Raw genomic sequence first — 22070 nt, forward strand, 5'->3', positions numbered from 1 at the left:
CGATTCAGAGATAGACCCGGCGATAACGCTGGCCGAGGCTGGTGAGGATTTCATAAGAGATGGTGCCGGCATCGGCGGCGAGCTGCTCCAGGCTTTGATGGGGGCCGATCATCTCGACCAGATCGCCAGGGGCGAGCGCGCCCTCGGGCAGGTGGGTGATATCGACGATCAGGCTATCCATCGAGAGCCGTCCGACCATCGGCAGCCGGATCCCGCCATAATAGGCGGCGCCGCGCCCGCTCAAGGCACGCGGCAAGCCATCGGCATAGCCGGCGGCGAGCACGGCCAGGCGCATCGGCGCCGCCGCGCGGTAGGTGGCGCTATAGCCGATCAAGGCGCCCTCTGGCACCTCGCGGATCTGCGCGACAGAAAGCGAGAGCCCGACCACCGGCGCCATCGGCCCCACCCGCCCGGCATGCGGGGCGCCGCCATAGAGCGCGATGCCGGGGCGCACCAGCGCGCCATGGAAATCCGCCCCCATCAGCACCCCGCCGGAATTGCCGAAACAGACCGGCAGCGGCGCGAACTCGGCGGCGATTTTCAGCATCTCGGCGCGCTGGCTGGCATTTTGCGCGGCATCCGGCTCATCCGCCGAGGCGAGATGGCTCATCACATACAGCGCCTCAATCTCCGGCGCCGCCGCCAGCGCGGCACGGAACGAAGCCCGCGCCTGCGGTGCCACGCCGAAGCGCGACATGCCGGTATCGAACTGCAAGATCGCCGGCAGCCGCCGCCCGCAGGCGCGGGCCTGGGCCTGCCAGGCTTCGAGCTGCTCCGGCGCGTTCAGCACCGGGATGAGATTGTGCGCGGCAAAAATGGAGGCGGTGCCCGGCAGCAGCCCGTTCAGCACGTACAGGCGCGCCGCCTCGGGCAAAAGCGGGCGCAGCGCCAGCGCCTCGCCCAGCTGGGCGACGAAGAACTGCCGGCATCCGGCCGCCAGCAGCGTGCGCGCCACCGGCGCCACCCCCAGCCCGTAAGCATTGGCCTTCACCACCGCCGCCACCTCGGCCGGGGCCGCCAGCGCGCAAAGCTGCTCATAATTCCGGCGCAGGGCGCCAAGATCGATCGTCAACAGACCGGGATATCCGGTCGCGTCCGCCGCCTGGGCGCTGGTCCATCCGAGACTGTCCATCGTGCATCCGCCGAAAGGTTGGAATGAGCTGTGGAGCTTAACGCAACAATCATGCCGCTTCCCGCCATATTGCGCCGGAATATTTTGCGATTTGCGAATTTTTGATAGAATCGACGAAGAAATGGAAGGTTCTGCATGTCCACCCAAGACGCCATCGACCGCAATATCCTTCGCCTGCTGCGGGTGAATGCCCGCATCAGCAACGCCCAGCTGGCGCAGGAGGTCGGGCTCTCCGCCTCCGCCTGCCTGCGCCGGGTGAAGCTGCTGGAGGCGGCGGGGGTCATTCGCGGCTATACCGCGCTGGTCGAGCCCGGGGCCGCCCATCAGGGCATCGCGGTGCTGATCAATATCACGCTGGAGCGCCAGACCGAGGATTATCTCAACCGCTTCGAGGCGGCGGTGCGCAAACATCCCGAAATCCAGGAATGCTATCTGATGACCGGCGGCTCGGATTATTTCCTGCGGGTCGAGGTCGCCAATGCCGGCGAGTTCGAGCGGATCCATAAAGAGATTCTCTCCACCCTGCCGGGGTGCTGCGCATCCATTCCAGCTTTTCGATCAAGAACGTCCTGGCTACCCGTCCAAAGGGCCGGCGCTGACATTGCTCCCGTTGCGCCATGTCGCGGCGAAGCGGGCAAATTGCATCGGAATTAACTTATCGAAACGCTATATTTCCAAGCTTCATGAACATCAGTATGACTTACCTTTGTGCGCAGAAACGTCACGCGGCCGCCGGTTCAGCAGCATGAGTCACGCTTAACCCTTCAGGTGGAGACCACGCCGAGCATGCCTTCCTCCGATCACGCCGCCATGCCGGCCGGCCTGGCCAAGACACGGACCGGCATTTCCGGGTTCGACGAGATCACGCTGGGCGGCTTGCCGACGGGACGGCCGAGCCTGGTCTGCGGCGCCGCCGGCTGCGGCAAGACGCTCTTCGCCACCACCTTTCTGGTCAATGGCGCCACGAGGTTCGACGAGCCGGGCGTGTTTGTCAGCTTCGAGGAGCGCGCGGAGGATCTCGCCGCCAATGTCGCCTCGCTCGGCTATGAGCTGGAGACGCTGATCGAGGAGGGCAAGCTCGCCATCGACCATATCCGGGTCGACCCCAGCGAGATCGAGGAAAACGGCGAATACGACCTGGAAGGGCTGTTCCTGCGCATCGGCTTCGCGGTGGAGTCCATCGGCGCCAAGCGGGTGGTGCTGGATACGATCGAGACGCTGTTTTCCGGCTTTACCGACCAGGCCCTGCTGCGCGCCGAGCTACGCCGGCTGTTTGGCTGGCTGAAGGAGCGCGGGCTGACCGCCATCATCACCGGCGAGCGCGGCGATGGCCAGCTCACCCGCCAGGGTCTGGAGGAATATGTCTCCGACTGCGTGGTGCTGCTGGATAACCGGGTGGTCGATCAGATCACCACCCGCCGGCTGCGTGTGGTCAAATATCGCGGCTCCGCGCATGGCACCAATGAATATCCATTCCTGATCGATACTGGCGGGATCAGCGTGCTGCCGGTCACCTCCTCGGGCCTGCACCGCCCGGCCTCGGATGAAATCGCCTCCTCCGGCGTGCCCGGGCTGGATGCGATGCTGGGCAAGAATGGGTTTTACCGTGGCTCCAGCGTGCTGGTCTCGGGCGTCGCCGGCACCGGCAAAACCGCCTTTTCCGCGCATTTCGCCGCCGCCGCCTGCGCGCGCGGCGAGCGCTGCCTGTATTTCGCCTTCGAGGAAAGTGCTGACGAGATCCTGCGCAATGCCCGCTCCTACGGGCTGGAGCTGGGCCAGCATGTGCAATCGGGGCTGCTGCGCTTCGAGGCTTCCCGCCCCAGCCTGTTCGGGCTGGAGATGCATCTGGCGCGGATGAACCGGGATTTGCAGCAATTCGACCCGCATGTCGTCATCATCGACCCGATCAGCGCCTTTCGCGGCCCCCTCGCCGAAGTGCACGCGACGCTGCTGCGGATGATCGATCTGCTCAAGAGCCGCGGCATCACCGGGCTATTCACCACGCTGCGCAGCGATGGCGGGATGATGGATGATACCGAAACCGGCCTCTCCTCGCTGATGGATGCCTGGGTCAAGCTCGAAAATGACGAGGCGAATGGCGAGCTGAACCGCACGCTCTACGTGATCAAGGCGCGCGGCATGGGCCATTCCAACCAGGTGCGCGAATATCAGATCAGCCATGCTGGCATCGCGCTGATCGAACCCTATGTCGGTCCTGAAGGTGTAATGACCGGCACCGCGCGGATCACCCAGGTGGCGCGCGAGGCCGCCGCCAAGCTGCGCCGCGAGCAGGAGACCGAGCAGCGCCGCCGCGAGGTGGTCCGAAGGCGGGCCGCGCTGGAGAGCCAGATCGAGGAATTGCGCGCGGCCCTGGAGAGCGAGGAGCTGGAGGAGACCATCCGGCTCTCCGAAGCCGATGCGCGCGAGGACAAGCTGCGGCTGGACCGCGAAATTCAAGCCCATATGCGTGGATATTCGTAATGGAACATGACGACGAGACCAACCCGATGCTGGACGATCCGGAACATTATCATCTGCGGCTTTACGTCGCCGGGCAGACCAGCAAATCCCTGACCGCGCTCTCCAACCTGAAAAAGGTGTGCGAGGAGCATCTGTCCGGGCGCTATGAGATCGAGGTGATCGATCTGATCCAGAATCCGCGCCTGGCGGCGGGGGACCAGATCCTCGCCATCCCCACGCTGGTCAGGAAGCTGCCGGCGCCGCTGAAGCGCATCATCGGCGATCTGTCGAACACGGATAAGGTTCTGGTTGGGTTGGATGTAAGGCCGAAGAGCGCTGGTTGATGACAGGCGCGCCCCCCGCTCACGAGCCGGCCCATGCCGCTCTCACCGCGCGCATCCGGGCGTTGGAAGCGAGGCTGCAGGAGAGCGAGGAGACGCTCGATGCGATCCGTCGCGGCGAGATCGATGCCTTCGTCATGGCCAATGCAAGCAAGGGGCATGAGGTCTACACCATCGGCGCCGCCGACCGGCCCTATCGGGTATTGATCGAGGAGATCCAGGAAGGCGCGCTCACCCTCGACGAGACCGGCACCATTCTCTATTGCAACCGCCGCCTGGCGGACATGCTGGCGGCGGACCAGCAGGCGCTGATCGGCCGCAATCTGGCGACGCTGGTGCCGCTGGCGGCCGATGCCGCTTTGTTTCCCGCCCTGCTGGGTGAGGCGCTGCGCCAGGGGGCGCGGCGCGAACTGACCATCGCGGTCCGCCCCGAGCAGCCTGTCCCCGTGGCCTTGTCGCTGAGCCCCTTGCCCAGCGATGGCGGCTTCAACCTGCTCTGCGGCGTGGTCACGGACCTGACCCAGCACAAGCAGCATATCGAGGCGCTGGCGGAGGCCAATCGCCGGTTGCGCGCCGAGATCCAGGAACGCGAGCGTGTCGAGGAAGCGCTGCGGCAGAGCCAGAAGATGGAAGCGGTCGGCCAGCTCACCGGCGGGCTCGCACATGATTTCAACAATCTGCTCACCGGCATCACCGCCGGGCTGGAGATGCTGCAGACCAGGCTGCGCCAGGGGCGGCTGCAGGGTGTGGACCGCTATGTCGGCATCGCCCAGGACGCGGCACGGCGCGCCGCCGCCCTCACCCACCGGCTGCTGGCCTTCTCCCGCCGCCAGACCCTGGCGCCGAAACCGACCGACCTCGCCGATCTGGTCGGCGACATGATGGATCTGATCCAGCGCACGGTCGGCCCCGAAATCACCCTGCACACCAACGCCGCCCGGGCGGGCCGCTGGTGCTGATCGACCCCGGGCAGATGGAAAACGCCCTGCTCAATCTCTGCATCAATGCCCGCGATGCGATGCCCAGGGGCGGCGAGATCCTGATCGATATCTCCAGCCTGGTCCTGGAGGAGGACGCGGCGAAGGCGAAATCGCTCTCCCCTGGGGCCTATATCGTGCTGCGTGTCGCGGATACCGGCTCTGGCATTCCCGAGGATCTTCTCTGCCGGGTGTTCGACCCGTTTTTCACCACCAAGCCGCAAGGCTCGGGCACCGGGCTGGGGCTTTCGATGGTCTATGGCTTCGTGCAGCAATCCGGCGGCCAGGTGGACATCGCCTCCGAACTCGGGCGCGGCACCTCGCTGTTCATCTATCTGCCGGTGCATGAAGGGCACGCGCTGCCGTCTGAGAACGCCCCCCCGGCCGAGGACAGCCCGACCGCCGGCGCCGGCCAGACCGTGCTGGTGGTGGATGATGAGCCCTCGGTGCGCATCCTGGTCGCCGAGGTGCTGAACGATCTCGGTTACAAGGCGCTGGAGGCGAGCGATGGGGTGAGCGCCCTGGCGATGCTCAGCTCCGATCTGAAAATCAATCTGCTGATCACCGATGTCGGGCTGCCGGGCGGCATCAATGGCCGCCAGCTGGTGGATGCCGCGCGCGCCTTCCGGCCGACGCTGAAGGCCTTGTTCATCACCGGCTATGCGGAGCAATCCGTGCTGAACAGCAGCCTGGAAAACGCCATCGAAATCCTCAGCAAGCCGTTCAGTCTGGAAGAGCTGTCACGCCGGATCGGCGATATTCTCAGCCAGCCCGCCGCGCGGTAGGGCCTCTCAGGCGGCGATGACCTCGATGCGCAGCGGGGCCGCGCCCTGCGCCAGCGCCAGCAGCCGGTCGATATTCGGATGCGCGCCGGGGCGCTGGCGGGCATCCTCGGTATGTTCGGCAAACACCGCCAGCCCGTGCGCCGCCGCCTTGGCATCCAGCGCCCCGAATAGCTGCCGCAGATAGAGATAGACGGCCAGGGAGCCCTGCTTGCCCGGCTGGTTCTCGATGCTGCCCACCAGCGCCCCGGCGGCATCGAACAGCTCGATGCGCTTCACCCCCTCGATGCCGGGCAATTGCGCCAAATTGCTCTTGAAGGAGGCCGCCGGTTGGATCATCGCCTGCATAAATCTTCATCCCGTTCGAATGCGCGGCGGCCTGTATCACGCTTCGCCAGGGAGAGCCACCTCAAGCGAAGCAGCCGCGAACGCGCATGGGACTACAGATGTCAGCGCGTCACATTTCATGCCCTGGCTTTAATCCGAATGCGGCAGATCGATCAGCGCCAGACCGCTCTCAGGATCATGTGTCTTGCGCAGATGCGCGGGGCTTTCGGTCAGCACGATTTCCAGTGTCGGCCGCACGGTGCCAGAGAGCAGATGCCCGGCCTTGGTGCTGCCATCGCGCCGCGCCAGCACGCAATGCAGATGCAGAACCGGTGCCCCCTCCTCGCCCAACGCCACGTCGCCCAGCAAAGCCGCGACCTCGACCTGCTCATCCACGGGCAATTTCAAATAAGATTTCGAGGCCCAGTCATAATAGCCGAGCATCGCGGCGCTGAACGCGCCGATGGCGGTGATCTGCGCCGCCGCCACCTGTTCCTCGCGCACGAACGCATTCAGCGCCTCCATGATGTCCTCGCCCGTCTTCAGAACGATTGAGAAAACCCGCAAACCATTTGCCTCGTGCAGCAATTTCGCTGGCATGGACATCTCCTTTTAATTGAACTTGATCGCCGCCTGCACAGCGGCGGGCTTTTACGAAGATGGTGTGTTGCGGCAGCCGCCACACCGGGGCATGGGCGAAAGCCGCAAAAATGGCCGGATGTTAACGGCCGCGTCTATTTTCTCACGCCTCCTCGGCGCCATATCCCTGGACCATTTCCAAGCCGGAGGCCGGATGAAACCGCCCGTCCCAAGCAAGCGCCATACACCCGCTGTCCTCGCCGCCAAACGTCTCAACCGTGGCGCGGCGATGCTGGCAACTTCCGTGCTGCTGGACAGCGCGGTCGAGCATTATCGCGGGGCGTTTCACAATCCGGCGATGCTGACGCCGATCGCGACCTCGCTGGCGGCGCTGGCGGGATCGCTGCATGGCCATGGCGATGACAAACAGCAGCGCCATGCCAAGCGGGAAGCGATTTTCGCGCTCACCGCCGCCACCGGCCTCGCCGGCACCGGCTTTCACATTTACAACGCGATGAAAAAGCCTGGCGGGCTGAGCTGGCAAAATCTGTTCTATTCCGGCCCGGTCGGCGCGCCGGCGGCGATCTTGCTCTCCGGCCTGTTCGGTCTGCTGGGTGAGCGTGTGCGCGATGCGGACCCAGGGACCACGCCGAAAATCTGTGGGCTGAATGCCGGGCGGGTGGCGTCTCTGGTCACCTCCATCGGCCTGCTTGGCACCAGCGGCGAGGCCGGGTTGCTGCATTTTCGCGGCGCCTTCCAAAACCCCGCAATGCTGCTGCCGGTGACGATGCCGCCGGCCGCCGCCGCGATGATGGCCAATGCTGCCCTCGGCGATGGCCGCAAGAATCGCTGGTTTTCGCGGCTCTGGCTGCGGATGACCGCTTTGCTCGGCATCGCCGGCGTCGGGTTTCACATTTACGGCGTCTCGCGCGCCATGGGCGGCTGGCGCAACTGGCGGCAGAACGCGGTTGATGGCCCGCCCATCCCCGCCCCGCCCAGCTTCACCGGCCTGGCCCTGGCGGGCCTCGCCGCTTTGGCGCTGCTGCGCGACCATCCCGAGGATTGATCGGAGTTTTGCAATGAGCATGAATGTATCTGAATTCGTCTGGAAGCGCCTCTCCGAATGGGGGCTGAACCGGGTCTATGGCTATCCGGGGGACGGCGTCGGCGGGTTGGATATCGCGCTCGAAAAAGCCCTCCCCTACATGGATTATGTGCAGGTGCGGCATGAGGAAATGGCCGCCTTCATGGCCTCGGCGCATGCGAAATTCACCGGCCAGGTCGGGCTTTGCTACGCCACGTCCGGCCCGGGGGCGGTGCATCTGCTCAACGGGCTCTATGATGCCAGGCTGGACCATACGCCGGTGGTCGCCATCGTCGGCCAACAGGCGCGCACGGCGCTGGGGGCGCATTATCAGCAGGAGATCGACCTGCAAAATCTGTTCAAGGATGTGGCCGGCGAATTCGTGATGACGGCAAGCGTGCCCGAGCAGGTCCGGCATCTGATCGACCGGGCGGTGCGCATCGCGCATGAGAAGCGCACCGTGACCTGCGTGATCCTGCCGAATGATCTGCAGGAGCTGCCTTACAGCGACCCGCCGATGGCGCATGGCGCCACCCATACCGGCATCGGCTTCGCCACCCCGGCGTGCACGCCGGAGGCTGATGGCTTGCAGAAAGCCGCCGCCGTGCTGAATGAGGGCAAGAAAGTCGCGATCCTGGTCGGCGCCGGGGCGCTGCATGCGACCGATGAGGTGATCGAGATCGCCAACCGGCTCGGCGCCGGGGTGGCGAAGGCGCTGCTCGGCAAGGCGGCGCTGCCGGATGAGCTGTCTTTCGTCACCGGCGGCATCGGGCTGCTCGGCACCAAGCCGACCTGGGACATGATGAAAGGCTGCGACACGCTGCTGATGGTCGGCTCCGCCTTTCCCTACTCGGAATTCCTGCCCGAACCCGGCAAAGCGCGCGGCGTGCAGATCGACATCGACGGCGCCAATCTCAGCCTGCGCTATCCGATGGAGGTCAATCTGATCGGCGACAGCGCCGCCACGCTGCGCGCCTTGCTGCCGCTGTTGACGCAGAAGCAGGATCTTGGCTGGCGCAACAGCATTGAGAAAAGCGTCGCGTCCTGGTGGAAGCTGATGGAAGACCGCGCCATGCAGCCGGCCAGCCCGATCAACCCGCAGCGCGTATTCTGGGAGCTTTCCCCGCGTTTGCCTGAAAACGCGATCATGACCGGGGATTCCGGCTCCGTCGCCAATTGGTATGCGCGCGATATCAAGATGCGCCGGGGCATGAAGGGCTCGCTCTCCGGCGGGCTGGCCTCGCTGGGGGCTGGCGTGCCCTACGCGATCGCGGCGAAATTCGCCTTTCCGGAGCGCAGCGTCATCGCCTTCATGGGCGATGGGGCGATGCAGATGAACGGCATCTGCGAGATGATCACCGTGAAGAAATATTGGCGGCAATGGAAAACCCCGCATTTCATCGTGATGGTGCTCAACAACCAGGATCTCAACCAAGTCACCTGGGAGGAGCGCGTGCAGCTGGGCGAGGCGAAGACGCTCTCCACCCAGTCCATCCCGGATTTCCCCTACGCCAAATATGCCGAGCTGCTTGGGCTGAAAGGCATTTATGTCGATCAGCCCGAGCAGATCGGCCCGGCCTGGGACGAGGCGCTGGCGGCGGACCGGCCGGTGATATTGGAAATGCGCACCGACCCGAATGTGCCGCCGCTGCCGCCGCATATCACCGCCAAGGATGCGCGGAATTTCCTCGCCTCGCTCTGGCACGAGCCGGAACGGGCTTCGGTGGTGAAGAACTCCACCCGGCAGATGCTGGCCTCCGTGCTGCCGAACGGGAAATAGGCGCATGAATGAGCGCTTCCCCGGCTATGATGTGCTGAACAAACGCGCCGGCCTGTCCTGGAACAATGCCACCCGCGCCGCCGTGGATGCGCGGCTGGCGGTCTCCCGGGAGCCTGGCTTTTTCGATGCGCCCAGCTTCGCGGTGCTGGAGCGGCTTTGCGCGCGCATCATCCCGCAGCCGAAAGATCGCCCGCCAGTGGCGGTTGCCGCGCTGATCGACGCGAAAATGCGGCGCGCCGGCGAGATCGGCACCCGGGTCGAGCCGATGCCCTGGGATGGCGAGGCCTGGACGCGCGCCCTGGCGGCGTTGGACCAGGAGGCGCACAACCGCCACGGGGCCGGCTTTGCCGCGCTCAACGACATCTCCGCCGATGCGCTGCTGCACGCGATGCAGGACGGCACCTGCGACGGCCCGCATTGGACGCGCGTGCCGCCGAAGCTATTCTTCGCCAAGCGGCTGCTGCCGGACATTGTCGAGGCCTATTACAGCCACCCCACCGCCTGGAGCGAGATCGGCTTTGGCGGCCCGGCCAGCCCGCGCGGCTATGTGCGCATGGAGGCCGACCGGAAAGACCCGTGGGAGGCGGCGGAAGCCAAGCCCGGCGAGGAGGCGCGCGCCTTGCGCCATAACCGCCATGTCGCCTGAGGGGCTGCGCGCCACCGGCGGGCGGGCGCCGGATGTGTTCCGCGAGGGCGGCTGGATTCCGATGCGCCAGTACGGGCTGGATGAGGAGGTGGATTTCCTCATCATCGGCACCGGGGCCGGCGGTGGCACGCTGGCGGGAAAGCTGGCCGAGCACGGTTTTTCCGTGGTGGCCATGGATGCCGGCCCGTATTTCCGCCCGCTGGAGGATTTCGCCTCGGATGAGACCGAGCAGGGCAAGCTCTATTGGCAGGATAAGCGCATCTGCACCGGCGAAAACCCGCTGCAGATGGGCGGCAAGAATAGCGGCAAGGCGGTCGGCGGCTCGATGGTGCATTTCGCCATGGTCTCGCTGCGCTTCCGCCCGGAATGGTTCAAGAGCCGCAGCCTGCTCGGCTATGGCGCGGATTGGCCGCTCGATTGGCGGGAGATGTGGGGCTATTACCGCCAGGCCGAGCAGGCGCTGAGCATCTCCGGCCCCGTAACCTACCCCTGGGGGCCAAAGCGCCCGCGCTACCCCTACCGCGCCCATGAAATCAACGCCGCCGGCAAGCTGTTGGCAAAAGGCGCGGAGGCGCTGGGGATCAAATGGACGGAGACGCCGCTGGCCACCGTTTCCGCCCCGCGCGGCGAGGCGCCGCCTTGCGTCTATCGCGGCTTCTGCCGGTTTGGCTGCTCCACCAACGCCAAGCAAAGCACGCTGAACACCTGGATCCCCCGCGCGATCAAGGCCGGCGCGGAGATCCGCGATCTTGCGATGGCCGGGCGGATCGAGGTCGACGCGGCCGACCGCGTCACCGGCGTGCAATTTTACCGTGACGGCGCCTGGCATTTCCAGACGGCGCGGAATGTGGTGGTGGCCGGCTATGCGGTGGAGACGCCGCGTCTGCTGCTCAACTCCGCCACCCAGCGCCACCCACAGGGGCTGGCCAACAGCTCCGGTCTGGTCGGCAAATATCTGATGAGCCAGAGCAACCAGGCGGTGTTCGGGCGCATGCAGGAAGAGGTGCGCTGGTACAAGGGCCCGCCCTCCCTCACCCTCACCGAACATTGGAATTACGAGGACAAAAAAGATTTCTTCGGCGGCTATTGCTGGATGGCGCAAGGGCCGCTGCCGATCGAATGGGCTTTCATCCAGACCGGCGCGCGCGGGATCTGGGGCGAGGCGCTGCGCCAGGAGATGATGCAGTATAACCATCAGGTCGGGCTGAAAATGGTCGGCGAGACGCTGCCGGATGCGCGCAATACGGTGACCCTGGCGGAAGAGACCGACCAATATGGCCTGAAAATCCCGCGCATCAGCTTCTCCTGGGCGAGAATGACAAGGCGCTGATCCAGCACGCCATCGGCCAGATGACACGCAGCATGGAGGCCATCGGCGCGGAGGACATCTTCGCCCAGACCGAGGATGCCAACCATCTCGCCGGCACCGCCCGCATGGGCTTCACCCCGCAGGACAGCGTGGTGAATGCCGATTGCCGGAGCTGGGACATTCCCAATCTCTGGATCTGCGACGGCTCGGTGTTTCCCACCACCGGCGGGGTCAATCCGTCACTGACCATCCAGGCCATCGCGCTGCGCACCGCGGACCGGATCAAGGCCATGGCGCAAAGGGGGAGCTGTGAAGATCGAGCTTGTCGAAGATGCCCGCGCCACCATCGGCGAATCGCCACTCTGGGTGCCGGAGGAAGAGACGCTGTACTGGGCGGATATCAAGGCGCCTGCCTTGTTCGCCCGCAAGCTGACGGATGACAGCCAGCGCCGCTGGGATCTGCCTGCCGATATCGGCGGCTTCGCGCTGGATGGGCGGGGGCGCGCCTTGGTGGCGCTGCGCACCGGGCTGCATTGGCTGAGCCTGGAGACCGGCCGCCTCACCCTCGCCGCCCCTGCCCCGTTCGACCCGCAACTGATCCGCTTCAATGAAAGCGGCTGTGAGTCCACCGGGCGCTTCTGGGTCGGGGTGATGACGGACCCGCTGGGCGGGCGCCAGAGCGACCGCAAAGGCGCGCTCTATAGCTACATGAAAGAAGAAGGGCTGCGCGCCTACCCGGACTTCGCCGAGATCACCAACAGCATGGCCTGGAGCGCAGACGAGAAGAGCATGTATCTCTCCCATAGCGAGGAGCGGGTGATCTACCGCTACCTCTATGACCGCGAGATCGGCGCGCTGGGCGAACGGCAGATGTTCGCGCGCCAGCCCGGCCCCGGTATACCTGATGGCGCGGCGATGGATGAGGAGGGGTATCTCTGGTGCGCCAATCATGGCGGCGGCTGCCTGCACCGCTACGCGCCGGATGGCGCGCTGGTGGCGACCATCGCGCTGCCGGTGAGCCAGCCGACCAAATGCTGCTTCGCCGGCAAGGCGCTGGACTGGCTCTATATCACCAGCGCCCGGGACGGGCTGGACGATGACGCCCTGGCCCGGGAGCCGCATGCCGGCGGGCTGTTCCGCCTGCGCCCCGGCCCGCGCGGGCTGGAGCGCCATTGGCGGGTGCGTTAAGCCTTCAACAATTTGTCCAGTACCTGGCGGGGTGACTGGCCTTGCGGATGCAACGCCTCCACGCTCCAATCCTGGCGGCGGTCGAGCAGCTCGATGATCGCCGCCATCTCCTGGTCGCGTTGATGGCCAAGGGCGGCAACCACTTTGCCGTCACGGACATAATAGGCGATGAAGCCATCGCCTTGCAGATCCCCGCGCACGCTTAAACGATCATCGCCGCGGCCCAGCCCGGCATAGTCGAAACGCTGGCCATATTGGATGGTCCAGAAAAACGGCGTCTGCGCGAAGCGGGCCGGGCGCTGCAGCATGTTCAAGGCGGCAATCCGCCCCTGCTGTTCGGCGACACGCCAATGTTCCACCCGCACGCGCTCACCCTGGCCCCAGAGCGGGAAGGCGGCGATGTCACCGCCGGCGAACACGCCATCGGCGACGCGCAGGCTGGAGTCCACGGGCACGCCGCCATCCTTCTGGGTGAAGGCCCCATCGAGAAACGCGGTGGATGGGCGCGTGCCGAGGCCGAGTATGACCAGATCCGCCGGCAGATGCCCGCCGCTTTTCAGCCTGACCAGATTGACCGCTTTTTCGCCCGAAAAGCCCGCCACCTCCTCGCCGGATTTGAACACCACGCCCTTGGATTCATGCAGCTTCTGGATCACCGCGCCGATTTCACGGCCCAGATGCGCCTCGAACGGCACCGCTTCCGGGCTGACCAAAGTCACCGCAAGGTCACGCTGGCGCAGCGCCGCGGCCACCTCCATGCCGATGAAGCTGGAGCCGACGATCACCACCTGTTTGGCGCTGCTGGCCGCCTGCTTGATCGCCTCGGCATCGTCGGCGCTGCGCAGCGTATAAATCCCGGCCAGATCGGCGCCTGGCACATCCAGCGTCTTTGCCTGGCCGCCGGTGGCGATGAAGATCGCGTCGAAACGCTGCGCCGTGCCGCCACGCAGGCGGATTGTCCGCTGCTCGACATCCAACGCTTCGACAAGGCCGCTCTGCCGCTCGATGGCCTGTTGGTCATAGAAGGCTTCATCGCGCAGGGTCGGCGGATGCGCGCCCTCCGGCTTTGCCAGAAACGTCTTGCTGAGCGCGGTCCGGTCGTAAGGCAGACGCCCTGGCGCGTCGATCATCACGATCCGGCCGGAAAACCCTTCGGCACGCAAGGTCTGCGCCGCGGAAAACCCGGCGGCGCCGGCGCCGATGATTGCGAAAGATTGGGTGCTGTCCGGCTGGATGCGCTGTGGCGCAGGCACGGGCAGCGCCTGGACATGAATGATGCCATCCCGCACCTCCACCGCGTAGCGCTGCAAATCATCGATCGCCGGCGGTGCCAGGCATTTGCCTGAACCCAGCGAAAACGCTGCCTTATGCCAGGGACAGATGATTTTATCACCGGCCCGCACGCCCTTTTTCAACGGCGCGCCGTTATGCGGGCAATGGCCGGAGAGGGCTTTGATCCCGCCAGCGGTTTTGGCCAGCAGCAGCGTCTCGCCATTCAGCTCGATCTCTTTCAGGCCATTTTCCGGGAACTCATCGATAGGGCCAAACTGGCCGGCGCTGGCGTCCATGCGCATCTCCTTTTGCTTTTGCCCCGAGAGGCAGGCTTTATTCACTGCGCTTGAGATGCGACATGATCCGAAGAATCAAAGGGCGGGCCTGGTATATTCGAGATGAGATCAGGGTCATGAACCGGGCTAGGGCCTCAGCCGCCGCCGCGCTGGTAGGTGCCGCCGCTCAGCCCCAGCGCCGCATTGATGAAGGCCAGATGCGACAAGGCCTGCGGGTAATTGCCATAAAGCCTTTGCCTGGGAACATGATATTCCTCGGCCAGCAGCCCGACGTCATTGGCGATATCGGCCACGCGCTGCATCATCGCGCGGGCTTCCTGATGACGATTCTGCATTTCCATGCAACTCGCCAGCCAGCAGGCGCAGGCGATGAAACAGCCTTCCTCGCCGCCGAACAGCGGTGCGCGCTTGCGCCGCACCAGCCCGCCTTGCACCAGCACACGCTCAATCTCGGCGATGGTGGCGCTGATGCGCGGATCCTCCACCGGCAGAAACCCAACCAACGGCAAAAGCAGCAACTCCGCCTGAACCCGCCTGGTGCCGTAATAGGCAGTGAAATGCCCGGATTTCGGCGCCACGCCACGCGCGCAGATCTCCGCGTGCATCGCCGCACGCAAGCGCTCCAGCCGCGTGCGCAAAGCCGGATCGCTCTGCGCGGCACTGGCTTTCAGCTTCAGGAACCGGTCCACCGCCACCCAGGCCATCACCTTGGAATAGACATAATGGCGCGGCCGCCCGCGCGACTCCCAGAAGCCCTGATCCGGAGTCCGCCAGCTTTTCTCGACATGCTCGACCAGCCGGCGCTCGATCTCCATCTCCCAGCCATTGCGGTCAAGCCCGGCTTGCTCGGCGAGGTGGGAGCTATCAACAATTTCCCCGAAAATATCGAGCTGCCGCTGCCCCGCGGCCTGGTTGCCGATACGCACCGGCAACGCCCCTTCAAATCCCGGTAGCCATTTCGCCCACCTTTCCTGCATATGCCGCCCGCCATCCACCCGGTAGGCAATGCGGATATGCTCCGGCGAATTACCGATGGCGCGCAGCAGCCATTGCAGCCAGGCCTTGGCCTCGCCGTCGAAGCCCGCATTGAGAAAGGCGGTGAGTGTGAAGGTGGAATCACGCAGCCAGCAATAGCGATAATCCCAGTTCATCCGTCCGCCCGGCTTTTCCGGCAGCCCGGCGGTGCCGGCGGCGAGGATGCCGCCGCTTGGCATGTAGGTGAGCGCTTTCAGCGTGATCAGCGAGCGGCGAACCAGATCCGGCCAGGGTGTTTCGCGTGTGAAGGCTGAAATCCAGTCCAGCCACCAGCTCTTGGTCTGGCGCAGCAGCGCGTGCGCATCCAGGGCTGGGGGCAAGGAAGCGGTGGAATCGCCATGCTGCATGCAGAACACGACCTGTTGCCCAGCGGCGAGAGGAAACGCGGCACTGATCGTACCATCCTCTTCCCGCAGCGGGATATCGGCGCGCACCACCAGCAGATCCGGCCCGATCCGCCCGACCAGAACGCCTTCCTCACGGCTATACCAGGGCGCCACCCGGCCATAATCGAAACGGGCGCGCAGCGTCGTGCGCATCTCCACCACTCCCGACAAGCCGGAGACGATGCGGACCAGGCTTGAATGTTTGCCCTCGCGGATCGGCATGAAATCCGTCACCAGGCAGGCCCCGCCCTCCGTGCGGAATTCGGTTTCCAGCACCAACGTATCGCCGGCATAGCGCCGGCGCGTCTCTTCTGCCGGCACCTGCGGGCAAAGCTCCCAGCTGCCATGCTCCGGCCGGCCGAGGAGGGCGGCAAAACAGGCATCGCTATCGAAGCGTGGCAGGCAGAGCCAGTCGATGGCGCCGTTCAAGCCGACCAGCGCCAGGCTCTGGCCGTCGCCGATCATCGCGTAATCCTCGATGCGTTTGGCCATGAACAGCGCCTCCCTACATCATCCTGGCGCGCAGATTGAACAGCACCACCAGCGTGCCGCCCACCATCAACGCGATGATCAAGCTCGAGAACAGCACCAGCATCAGATCGGCCCGGGCCGAGCGCTGAAGGCTGAGATGCAGGAAACAGCGCATATGCACGATGATCTGCGCCAGCCCCAGCACCAGGATGATCGCGAAGATCGTCTGCGGCGCGGCCAGGCGGAAATAGACCAGCGCGAAGGCGGTGAAGGTCAGCGCCAGGGCCAGGGCATAGCCCAGCGCGTAGGTGAGAAGATCGCCGAGGACCGGGCGCAAACGGTTCATGCCAGCAGCCCCCGCAGATAGACGATGGTGAAAATCGCCACCCAGACGACATCGAGGAAATGCCAGAACAGGCCGAGCCGGATCAGATTGATCTTGACCCGTTCATCGATACCGTGAATGGCGAGCTGCACCGCCATGATGACAATCCAGATCAACCCGCAGGTGACATGCAGCCCATGCGTGCCGACCAGCACGAAGAAAGACGAGAGCGCGCCGCTCGCCTGCGCGGTTTCGCCATGCGCGACCATGTCGGTGAAATCGCCGATTTCCAGGCGTAGAAACCAGGCGCCGAGCAGGAAGGTGACGCCAAGCCAGCCCCATATCCAGCGTCGGGAGGCGCCGAGTTTCAGATTCAGCGACACCATGCCGTAGGCAAAGCTGCTGCTGAGCAGCGCCAAGGTTTCCAGAAAACAGGAGCTGAATTTGAAGTCCGTATGCGGTGCCGGCACGCCAGCCGTCGCATCCAGCATGGTGCCGTAGATGGCAAAGAGCAGCGCGAACAAGATCGCATCGCTCATCAGGAACACCCAGAAGCCGAACACGTCGCTTTCCACCTGCGCCTGTTTTTCCGGCGGATGGTTTGCAAGATTCAGCCCGGCATGCAGCAATTCCGGTTCATTCACTCCGGCCATATCGCGCGCCCCTCATTGCTCGGTGTTTCCTCAAGATGGCGCGACACCGGCGTCGCCGCGGCGGCGATGGCCAGCCAATGGCGATCCTGCGCCTCGATCTCAGCGGCGGGAATGATCTTGTGCAGATCACGCTGGAAGCTTCTCACCAGGCCGGCGGCGATACTGAGCAGCCCGAAAAGGATGGCCATCCACCAGATATGCCAGACCAACCCGAAGAAGCACACCGCCATGCCAAGGCCAAAGATCAGCCCCCAGCCGGTATTTTTCGGCATCTCGATGTCGCGGTAATGATCCGCCGGCTTGTAGGCGCCGTGATTGCGCTTGCGCCAATAAAACGCATCGCGATGGCCAACCTGCGGGATGGAGACGAAATTATATTCAGGCGGCGGCGCGCTGATCGACCATTCCAGCCCGCGCGCATCCCAGGGATCGCCGACGGGCACCGCCAGCATATCGCGTTTTTTCACGCTCACCCAAACCTGAATGAACAGGCTGGCGAGACCGGCCAGGATCAGGAACCCGCCGCACATCGCCAACAGCAGCCAGGGCTGAAAGGCCGGATTGCTGAATTCCACCGTGCGCCGGGTGGCGCCATCCGCCCCCAGAACATAAAGCGGCATGAAGGCCATATAGAAGCCGACCACCCAGAAAAACACCGCCCGCTTGCCCCATTTTTCTTCCAGCCGGAAACCGAAGGCTTTCGGGAACCAATATTGGCAGCCGGCGATCATGCCAAACAACGTGCCTGGGATCAGCATGTTATGAAAATGCGCGACCAGGAACAGGGTGTTGTGCATCATGTAGTCGAGCGGCGGCGTGGCGAGGATGATGCCGCTCAACCCGCCAATGACGAAGGTGATCAGAAAGGCCAGCGTGAACAGCATCGGCGCGGTATAGCGCACGCGGCCGCGAAACATCGTCCAGGTCCAGTTATAAAGTTTCACCCCTGTGGGAATGCCGATCAACATCGTGGCGATGCCGAAAAACGCGTTCACATTCGCACTCTGGCCCATGGTGAAGAAATGATGCAGCCAGACGGTAAAGGACAGGACCGCGATCGCCATCGTCGCGATCACCAGGGACACATAGCCGTAAAGCTCTTTCGACGAGTAGGCCGAGACCACTTCGGAATAGACGCCGAACGGAGGCAGAATGAGAATATACACCTCCGGATGGCCGAACAGCCAAAACAGATTGACGTAATTCATCATGTTGCCGCCGAGATCATTGGTGAAGAAATGCATGCCCAGATAGCGGTCGGCGGCGAGCAGCAAGGTGGCGACGGTCAGCGGCGGCATCGCGAAGATCATCAGAATGGCGGTGCACAAGGCGGTCCAGCTGAACAGCGGCAGGCGCATCCAGCTCATGCCCGGCGCGCGTAGCTTGTAGATGGTGACAGCGAAATTCAGCCCTGTCAGCATCGCGCTGAGGGAACTCATCGTCACCGCCCAGATCCAGTAATCCGGCCCGACCCCGCCATTGAAAGCCAGCTCCGTGTAGGGCGGATAGCCGCTCCAGCCGCCGGTGGAAAACTCGCCGATGACCAGCGAGACCATCACCAGCACCGCGCCGCCGACCGACAGCCACAGCCCGACCGAGTTGAGGAACGGAAACGCGACATCCCTTGCGCCGATCTGCAAGGGCATGGCGAAATTCACCAGGCCGGAGATCAACGGCATCACCACGAAGAAAATCATGATGGTGCCATGGGTGCTGAAGAATTGCGCGAAATGATCCGGGGCGAGGATACCCGGCGCGTTCACCGCAAGGTCCTGCTGAACGCGCATCAAAACCCCTTCGATGACGCCGCGCACGATCATCACCACCGCGAGGCAGACATACATGATGCCGATGCGCTTATGATCGAGGCTGGTGAACCATTCGCTCCAGAGATAGCGCCATTTGCGCAGCCAGGTGACCAGCCCGAGCCCCGCCAGCGCGCCGAACACGGCGATCATCGCAGCCGCGCCGGCGATGATGTTGCTGATCGTCGGATCCTGCCAGGCCTTCACCACCGGCAGATCGATCCAGACGAAACGGCCGAAGAGACTATGCCAAACCATGCTATCCATGTGCGCCGGCCTCGTGATGCTGGGCGAGATATCCGGGCTGGATTTTCTGCGCCAAAATATCCTTGAACAGATCCGGGGCGAGCTGCCCAAAGACCAAGGGATGATCGACCAGCGATTGCCGGGAGAGATTTTGGTAGGCGGCCGCATCCATGCTCGTGCCGCTCGTCTGCGCCTGCGCCACCCAGCTGCTGAAATCCGGGGCCGTCATCGCCTGGATGGTGAATTTATCGGCATGAAATCCGTCGCCGTTATATTGGGTGTTTTCGCCGAAATAGCTGCCGGGCTTGTCGATTTCGAAATTCAACCTTGTGCGCATGCCGGCCATCGCGAAAATCTGCCCGGCCAGGCGCGGCATCAACAGCGATTGCATCACGGTGCCGCTGGTCAGCTGAAATTCCACCGGCGTGCCGGCGGGAACGACCAACTGATTGACCGTCGCGATATGCTGAGCCGGATACAGAAACAACCATTTCCAATCCAGCGCCACCACCTGCACCTGCAAAGCCGGCAAGGTGCTGGCCACGGGTTTGTAGGGATCAAGCCGGGTCGTGTAACGCACCAGCAGAACGGAAAGCGCCACCACCACCAAGGTGGGAGGAATCCAGATCAGCCCTTCGAGAATCCAGCTGAACCCCCATTGCGGGCGATAGGCGGCGCGTTCGTTGGAGATGCGATAATGCCAGGCGATCAACGGCACCAGAATGAAAACCGGAAGCCAGACCAGGACGAGAATGGCGCTGACAATCAGAAATTCATGATGCTCGAGATTGGCGATGCGCCCGGCCGCCCGCCGAGAAACCCTCCTGAGAGCGCGCCGCACCCGCTGAGCGGCAGCAGACAAAGCGTGAGGACAATGCCCGCAAGCCCGGGGCGAGCCTGCCGCGCTCCATGCAGCACCATCGCTTTTCCGCGAGAAAAAATGCCCAAATCCGCCATGCCGCATCCGTCCACAACCCTTTCGGAAATAAGCCCGGGGGCATGAAATGAACCTATGTGGCGGTTTCGTAATCCAATGTTGGGTTTTACGGTGCTGCAAACACCCCGCGCCGCTCACATCGGAATGCGCCCGATAGGTCAGATCATCGCCTCTTTTCATTTCAATATATATTGAGATATTGAACCGTTATGGATGAAGCCCACGCCCTCGCTGCCTTTGCCGCCCTCTCCCAGGAAACCCGCCTGCGCATCGTCAGGCTGCTGGTGAGCGCCGGCCCGGAGGGCATGGCCGCCGGGGCGATTGGGGAAGCGCTGGCGGCCAGCTCCTCCCGGCTCTCTTTCCATCTGTCGCAGCTGGAGCATGCGGGGCTGATTCAGTCCCAGCGGGAGGGCCGCTCGATCCGCTACAGCGCCCGCTATGAGTCGCTGTCCGGGCTGATCGCCTTCCTGATGCGCGATTGCTGCCAGGGGCGCCCGGAAGTCTGTGCCCCCGCCGTCAACGCCCTGGCCGCCTGCTGCCAAACCCCATGAGGAGCGCATAATGACCGTCACCATCTACCACAACCCGGCCTGCGGCACCTCCCGCAATGTGCTGGCGATGATCGAGAATAGCGGCGCGCGGCCGCGGATCATCGAATATCTGAAAACCCCGCCCAGCCGGGGGCGCTGGCCGGCCTCATCGCCCGCATGGGCATCCCGGTGCGCGCCCTGTTGCGCGAGAAAGGCACGCCCTATCACGAGCTTGGCCTGGATGACCCGGGGCTCAGCGATGACGCGTTGCTGGATGCGATGATGGCGCACCCGATCCTGATCAACCGCCCCATCGTGGTGACGGAGCTGGGCGTGAAGCTATGCCGCCCCTCGGAGCTGGTGCTCGAGATTCTGCCCGCCCCGCAGCGCGCCGCCTTCGCCAAGGAGGATGGCGAGGTGGTGATCGACGCAACTGGTCAGCGCGTCGGCAAGCCCGGCCATGCGTAAGCCGGCGCGCATGGGCGTGTTTGAACGCTATCTCACCCTCTGGGTGGCGCTGTGCATCCTCGCCGGCATCCTTCTGGGGCAGCTCATCCCAGCGCTGTTCCAGACTCTTGGCGCGGCGACGCTGGCGCAGGTGAATCTGCCGGTCGCCCTGCTGGTCTGGCTGATGATCGTACCGATGCTGTTGAAAATCGACCTCGCGGCGTTGCGCCAGGTCGGCCGGCATTGGCGCGGCATCGCCACCACTGTCGGGGTGAACTGGCTGGTGAAGCCGTTTTCCATGGCGCTGCTGGGCTGGCTGTTCATTGGCCATCTCTTCCGCGCCTGGCTGCCGGCGGCGCAGATCGACGGCTACATGGCCGGGCTGATCCTGCTCGCCGCCGCCCCTGCACGGCGATGGTCTTCGTCTGGTCCAACCTGGTCGAGGGCGAGCCGCATTTCACCCTCTCGCAGGTGGCGCTGAATGACAGCATCATGATCGTGGCCTTCGCCCCCTCGTCGCGCTGCTGCTAGGGCTGTCCTCGATCATCGTGCCCTGGAACACGCTCATCATCTCCGTGCTGCTCTATATCGTGGTGCCGGTGGTGGCGGCCCAGCTCTGGCGCCGGGCGCTGCTGAAAGCGGGCGGGCAAGCCGCGCTGGCGGCGACGCTGCGCGGGCTGGGGCCGCTCTCGCTGCTGGCGCTGCTGCTCACGCTGGTGCTGCTGTTCGGGCTGCAGGGCCATCAGATCGTCAGACAGCCCGCCGTGATCCTGCTGCTGGCGGTGCCGATCCTGATCCAGGTCTATTTCAATGCCGGGCTGGCTTATTGGGTGAACCGGCGGCTCGGCGTTGAATGGTGCGTGGCCGGGCCCTCGGCGCTGATCGGCGCCAGCAATTTCTTCGAGCTGGCGGTGGCCACGGCAATCGCGCTGTTTGGCTTTCAGTCCGGCGCGGCGCTGGCCACGGTGGTCGGCGTGCTGGTCGAGGTGCCGGTGATGCTCTCGGTGGTGCAGATCGTCCGGCGCTCGCGCGGCTGGTATGAGCGGGGGCAGGCATGAGCCT

The 22070-nt window shown here is 64.4% G+C and carries 23 protein-coding genes and 1 pseudogene; 15 read left to right on the forward strand and 9 right to left on the reverse strand.

Annotated features, from left to right (window positions below; genetic code table 11):
• Positions 1 to 4: 4 nt before the first annotated feature.
• Positions 5 to 1132, reverse strand: a complete 1128-nt coding sequence (alr, locus tag GT370_RS08940; protein WP_008492122.1) for an alanine racemase — start codon at positions 1130 to 1132, stop codon at positions 5 to 7.
• Between the two features lie 135 nt (positions 1133 to 1267).
• Between alr and GT370_RS08945 the strand changes: the two genes are divergently transcribed.
• From GT370_RS08945 to GT370_RS08965, 5 genes are all read left to right on the forward strand, one after another.
• A complete protein-coding gene (locus GT370_RS08945; protein WP_333490043.1) occupies positions 1268 to 1786 on the forward strand; it encodes an Lrp/AsnC family transcriptional regulator in 519 nt (172 codons plus the stop codon).
• 132 nt (positions 1787 to 1918) lie between these two features.
• Complete coding sequence (gene kaiC, locus GT370_RS08950) at positions 1919 to 3613, forward strand: circadian clock protein KaiC (protein ID WP_008492119.1); 1695 nt, start codon at positions 1919 to 1921, stop codon at positions 3611 to 3613.
• On the forward strand, positions 3613 to 3936 hold the full coding sequence (locus GT370_RS08955) for a circadian clock KaiB family protein (protein ID WP_008492118.1): 324 nt from the start codon (positions 3613 to 3615) through the stop codon (positions 3934 to 3936). Before kaiC ends, GT370_RS08955 begins: the two co-directional genes overlap by 1 nt.
• Entirely contained in the window at positions 3936 to 4892 is a 957-nt protein-coding gene (locus GT370_RS08960) for a PAS domain-containing protein (protein WP_270184250.1), read from the forward strand. The genes GT370_RS08955 and GT370_RS08960 overlap by 1 nt, the downstream gene beginning before the upstream one ends.
• Complete coding sequence (locus GT370_RS08965; RefSeq protein WP_270184251.1) at positions 4886 to 5695, forward strand: ATP-binding protein; 810 nt, start codon at positions 4886 to 4888, stop codon at positions 5693 to 5695. The genes GT370_RS08960 and GT370_RS08965 overlap by 7 nt, the downstream gene beginning before the upstream one ends.
• A 6-nt stretch (positions 5696 to 5701) precedes the next feature.
• Here the strand turns inward: GT370_RS08965 and GT370_RS08970 are convergent, their stop codons facing one another.
• Both GT370_RS08970 and GT370_RS08975 read right to left on the reverse strand, forming a co-directional pair.
• A complete protein-coding gene (locus GT370_RS08970) occupies positions 5702 to 6031 on the reverse strand; it encodes a DUF2322 family protein (protein ID WP_008492116.1) in 330 nt (109 codons plus the stop codon).
• 138 nt (positions 6032 to 6169) lie between these two features.
• Entirely contained in the window at positions 6170 to 6619 is a 450-nt protein-coding gene (locus GT370_RS08975) for a PPC domain-containing DNA-binding protein (protein WP_008492115.1), read from the reverse strand.
• 193 nt (positions 6620 to 6812) lie between these two features.
• Between GT370_RS08975 and GT370_RS08980 the strand changes: the two genes are divergently transcribed.
• The 6 genes from GT370_RS08980 to GT370_RS09005 are packed head-to-tail and all read left to right on the forward strand — an operon-like array spanning position 6813 to position 12605.
• On the forward strand, positions 6813 to 7664 hold the full coding sequence (locus tag GT370_RS08980; RefSeq protein WP_008492114.1) for a hypothetical protein: 852 nt from the start codon (positions 6813 to 6815) through the stop codon (positions 7662 to 7664).
• 19 nt (positions 7665 to 7683) lie between these two features.
• Positions 7684 to 9462, forward strand: coding sequence for a thiamine pyrophosphate-requiring protein (locus GT370_RS08985; protein ID WP_039884838.1), 1779 nt, complete (start codon positions 7684 to 7686; stop codon positions 9460 to 9462).
• Positions 9463 to 9466: 4 nt separating this feature from the next.
• Entirely contained in the window at positions 9467 to 10108 is a 642-nt protein-coding gene (locus tag GT370_RS08990) for a gluconate 2-dehydrogenase subunit 3 family protein (RefSeq protein WP_008492111.1), read from the forward strand.
• Positions 10098 to 11438: a GMC family oxidoreductase N-terminal domain-containing protein gene (locus GT370_RS08995; protein ID WP_270184252.1), complete on the forward strand. Its 1341-nt coding sequence runs from the start codon at positions 10098 to 10100 to the stop codon at positions 11436 to 11438. The genes GT370_RS08990 and GT370_RS08995 overlap by 11 nt, the downstream gene beginning before the upstream one ends.
• A 20-nt stretch (positions 11439 to 11458) precedes the next feature.
• A complete protein-coding gene (locus GT370_RS09000) occupies positions 11459 to 11857 on the forward strand; it encodes a GMC family oxidoreductase (protein WP_270184253.1) in 399 nt (132 codons plus the stop codon).
• Positions 11784 to 12605, forward strand: a complete 822-nt coding sequence (locus GT370_RS09005; RefSeq protein WP_270184372.1) for an SMP-30/gluconolactonase/LRE family protein — start codon at positions 11784 to 11786, stop codon at positions 12603 to 12605. Before GT370_RS09000 ends, GT370_RS09005 begins: the two co-directional genes overlap by 74 nt.
• Here GT370_RS09005 and GT370_RS09010 read toward each other — a convergent pair.
• From GT370_RS09010 to GT370_RS09035, 6 genes are all read right to left on the reverse strand, one after another.
• On the reverse strand, positions 12602 to 14173 hold the full coding sequence (locus GT370_RS09010; RefSeq protein WP_008492107.1) for an FAD-dependent oxidoreductase: 1572 nt from the start codon (positions 14171 to 14173) through the stop codon (positions 12602 to 12604). The genes GT370_RS09005 and GT370_RS09010 overlap by 4 nt on opposite strands.
• Before the next feature lie 134 nt (positions 14174 to 14307).
• Complete coding sequence (locus tag GT370_RS09015) at positions 14308 to 16086, reverse strand: glycoside hydrolase family 15 protein (RefSeq protein ID WP_008492106.1); 1779 nt, start codon at positions 16084 to 16086, stop codon at positions 14308 to 14310.
• A 13-nt stretch (positions 16087 to 16099) separates the two neighbouring features.
• A complete protein-coding gene (locus tag GT370_RS09020) occupies positions 16100 to 16411 on the reverse strand; it encodes a cytochrome o ubiquinol oxidase subunit IV (RefSeq protein ID WP_008492105.1) in 312 nt (103 codons plus the stop codon).
• Positions 16408 to 17043, reverse strand: coding sequence for a cytochrome c oxidase subunit 3 (locus tag GT370_RS09025; protein ID WP_008492104.1), 636 nt, complete (start codon positions 17041 to 17043; stop codon positions 16408 to 16410). The genes GT370_RS09020 and GT370_RS09025 overlap by 4 nt, the downstream gene beginning before the upstream one ends.
• Complete coding sequence (locus GT370_RS09030; RefSeq protein ID WP_008492103.1) at positions 17031 to 19115, reverse strand: cbb3-type cytochrome c oxidase subunit I; 2085 nt, start codon at positions 19113 to 19115, stop codon at positions 17031 to 17033. The genes GT370_RS09025 and GT370_RS09030 overlap by 13 nt, the downstream gene beginning before the upstream one ends.
• Positions 19108 to 19935: a cytochrome ubiquinol oxidase subunit II gene (locus GT370_RS09035; protein ID WP_270184254.1), complete on the reverse strand. Its 828-nt coding sequence runs from the start codon at positions 19933 to 19935 to the stop codon at positions 19108 to 19110. The genes GT370_RS09030 and GT370_RS09035 overlap by 8 nt, the downstream gene beginning before the upstream one ends.
• Positions 19936 to 20240: 305 nt before the next feature.
• Here GT370_RS09035 and GT370_RS09040 point away from each other — a divergent pair, with 305 nt between their 5' ends.
• From GT370_RS09040 to GT370_RS21385, 4 genes and pseudogenes are all read left to right on the forward strand, one after another.
• Complete coding sequence (locus tag GT370_RS09040) at positions 20241 to 20582, forward strand: ArsR/SmtB family transcription factor (RefSeq protein ID WP_008492101.1); 342 nt, start codon at positions 20241 to 20243, stop codon at positions 20580 to 20582.
• A gap of 10 nt (positions 20583 to 20592) precedes the next feature.
• Positions 20593 to 21029, forward strand: a pseudogene (gene arsC / locus GT370_RS09045) (arsenate reductase (glutaredoxin)).
• A complete protein-coding gene (locus tag GT370_RS21380; RefSeq protein WP_442865511.1) occupies positions 21022 to 21489 on the forward strand; it encodes an arsenic resistance protein in 468 nt (155 codons plus the stop codon). The pseudogene arsC and the gene GT370_RS21380 overlap by 8 nt, the downstream one beginning before the upstream one ends.
• A 67-nt stretch (positions 21490 to 21556) precedes the next feature.
• Positions 21557 to 22066 (forward strand): arsenic resistance protein, encoded by a 510-nt coding sequence (locus GT370_RS21385; protein WP_442865512.1) that lies wholly within the window; start codon positions 21557 to 21559, stop codon positions 22064 to 22066.
• The last annotated feature ends 4 nt before the right edge of the window (positions 22067 to 22070 follow it).

It is taken from the genome of Acidocella sp. MX-AZ03, assembly GCF_027626035.1.
Taxonomy (GTDB): domain Bacteria; phylum Pseudomonadota; class Alphaproteobacteria; order Acetobacterales; family Acetobacteraceae; genus Acidocella; species Acidocella facilis.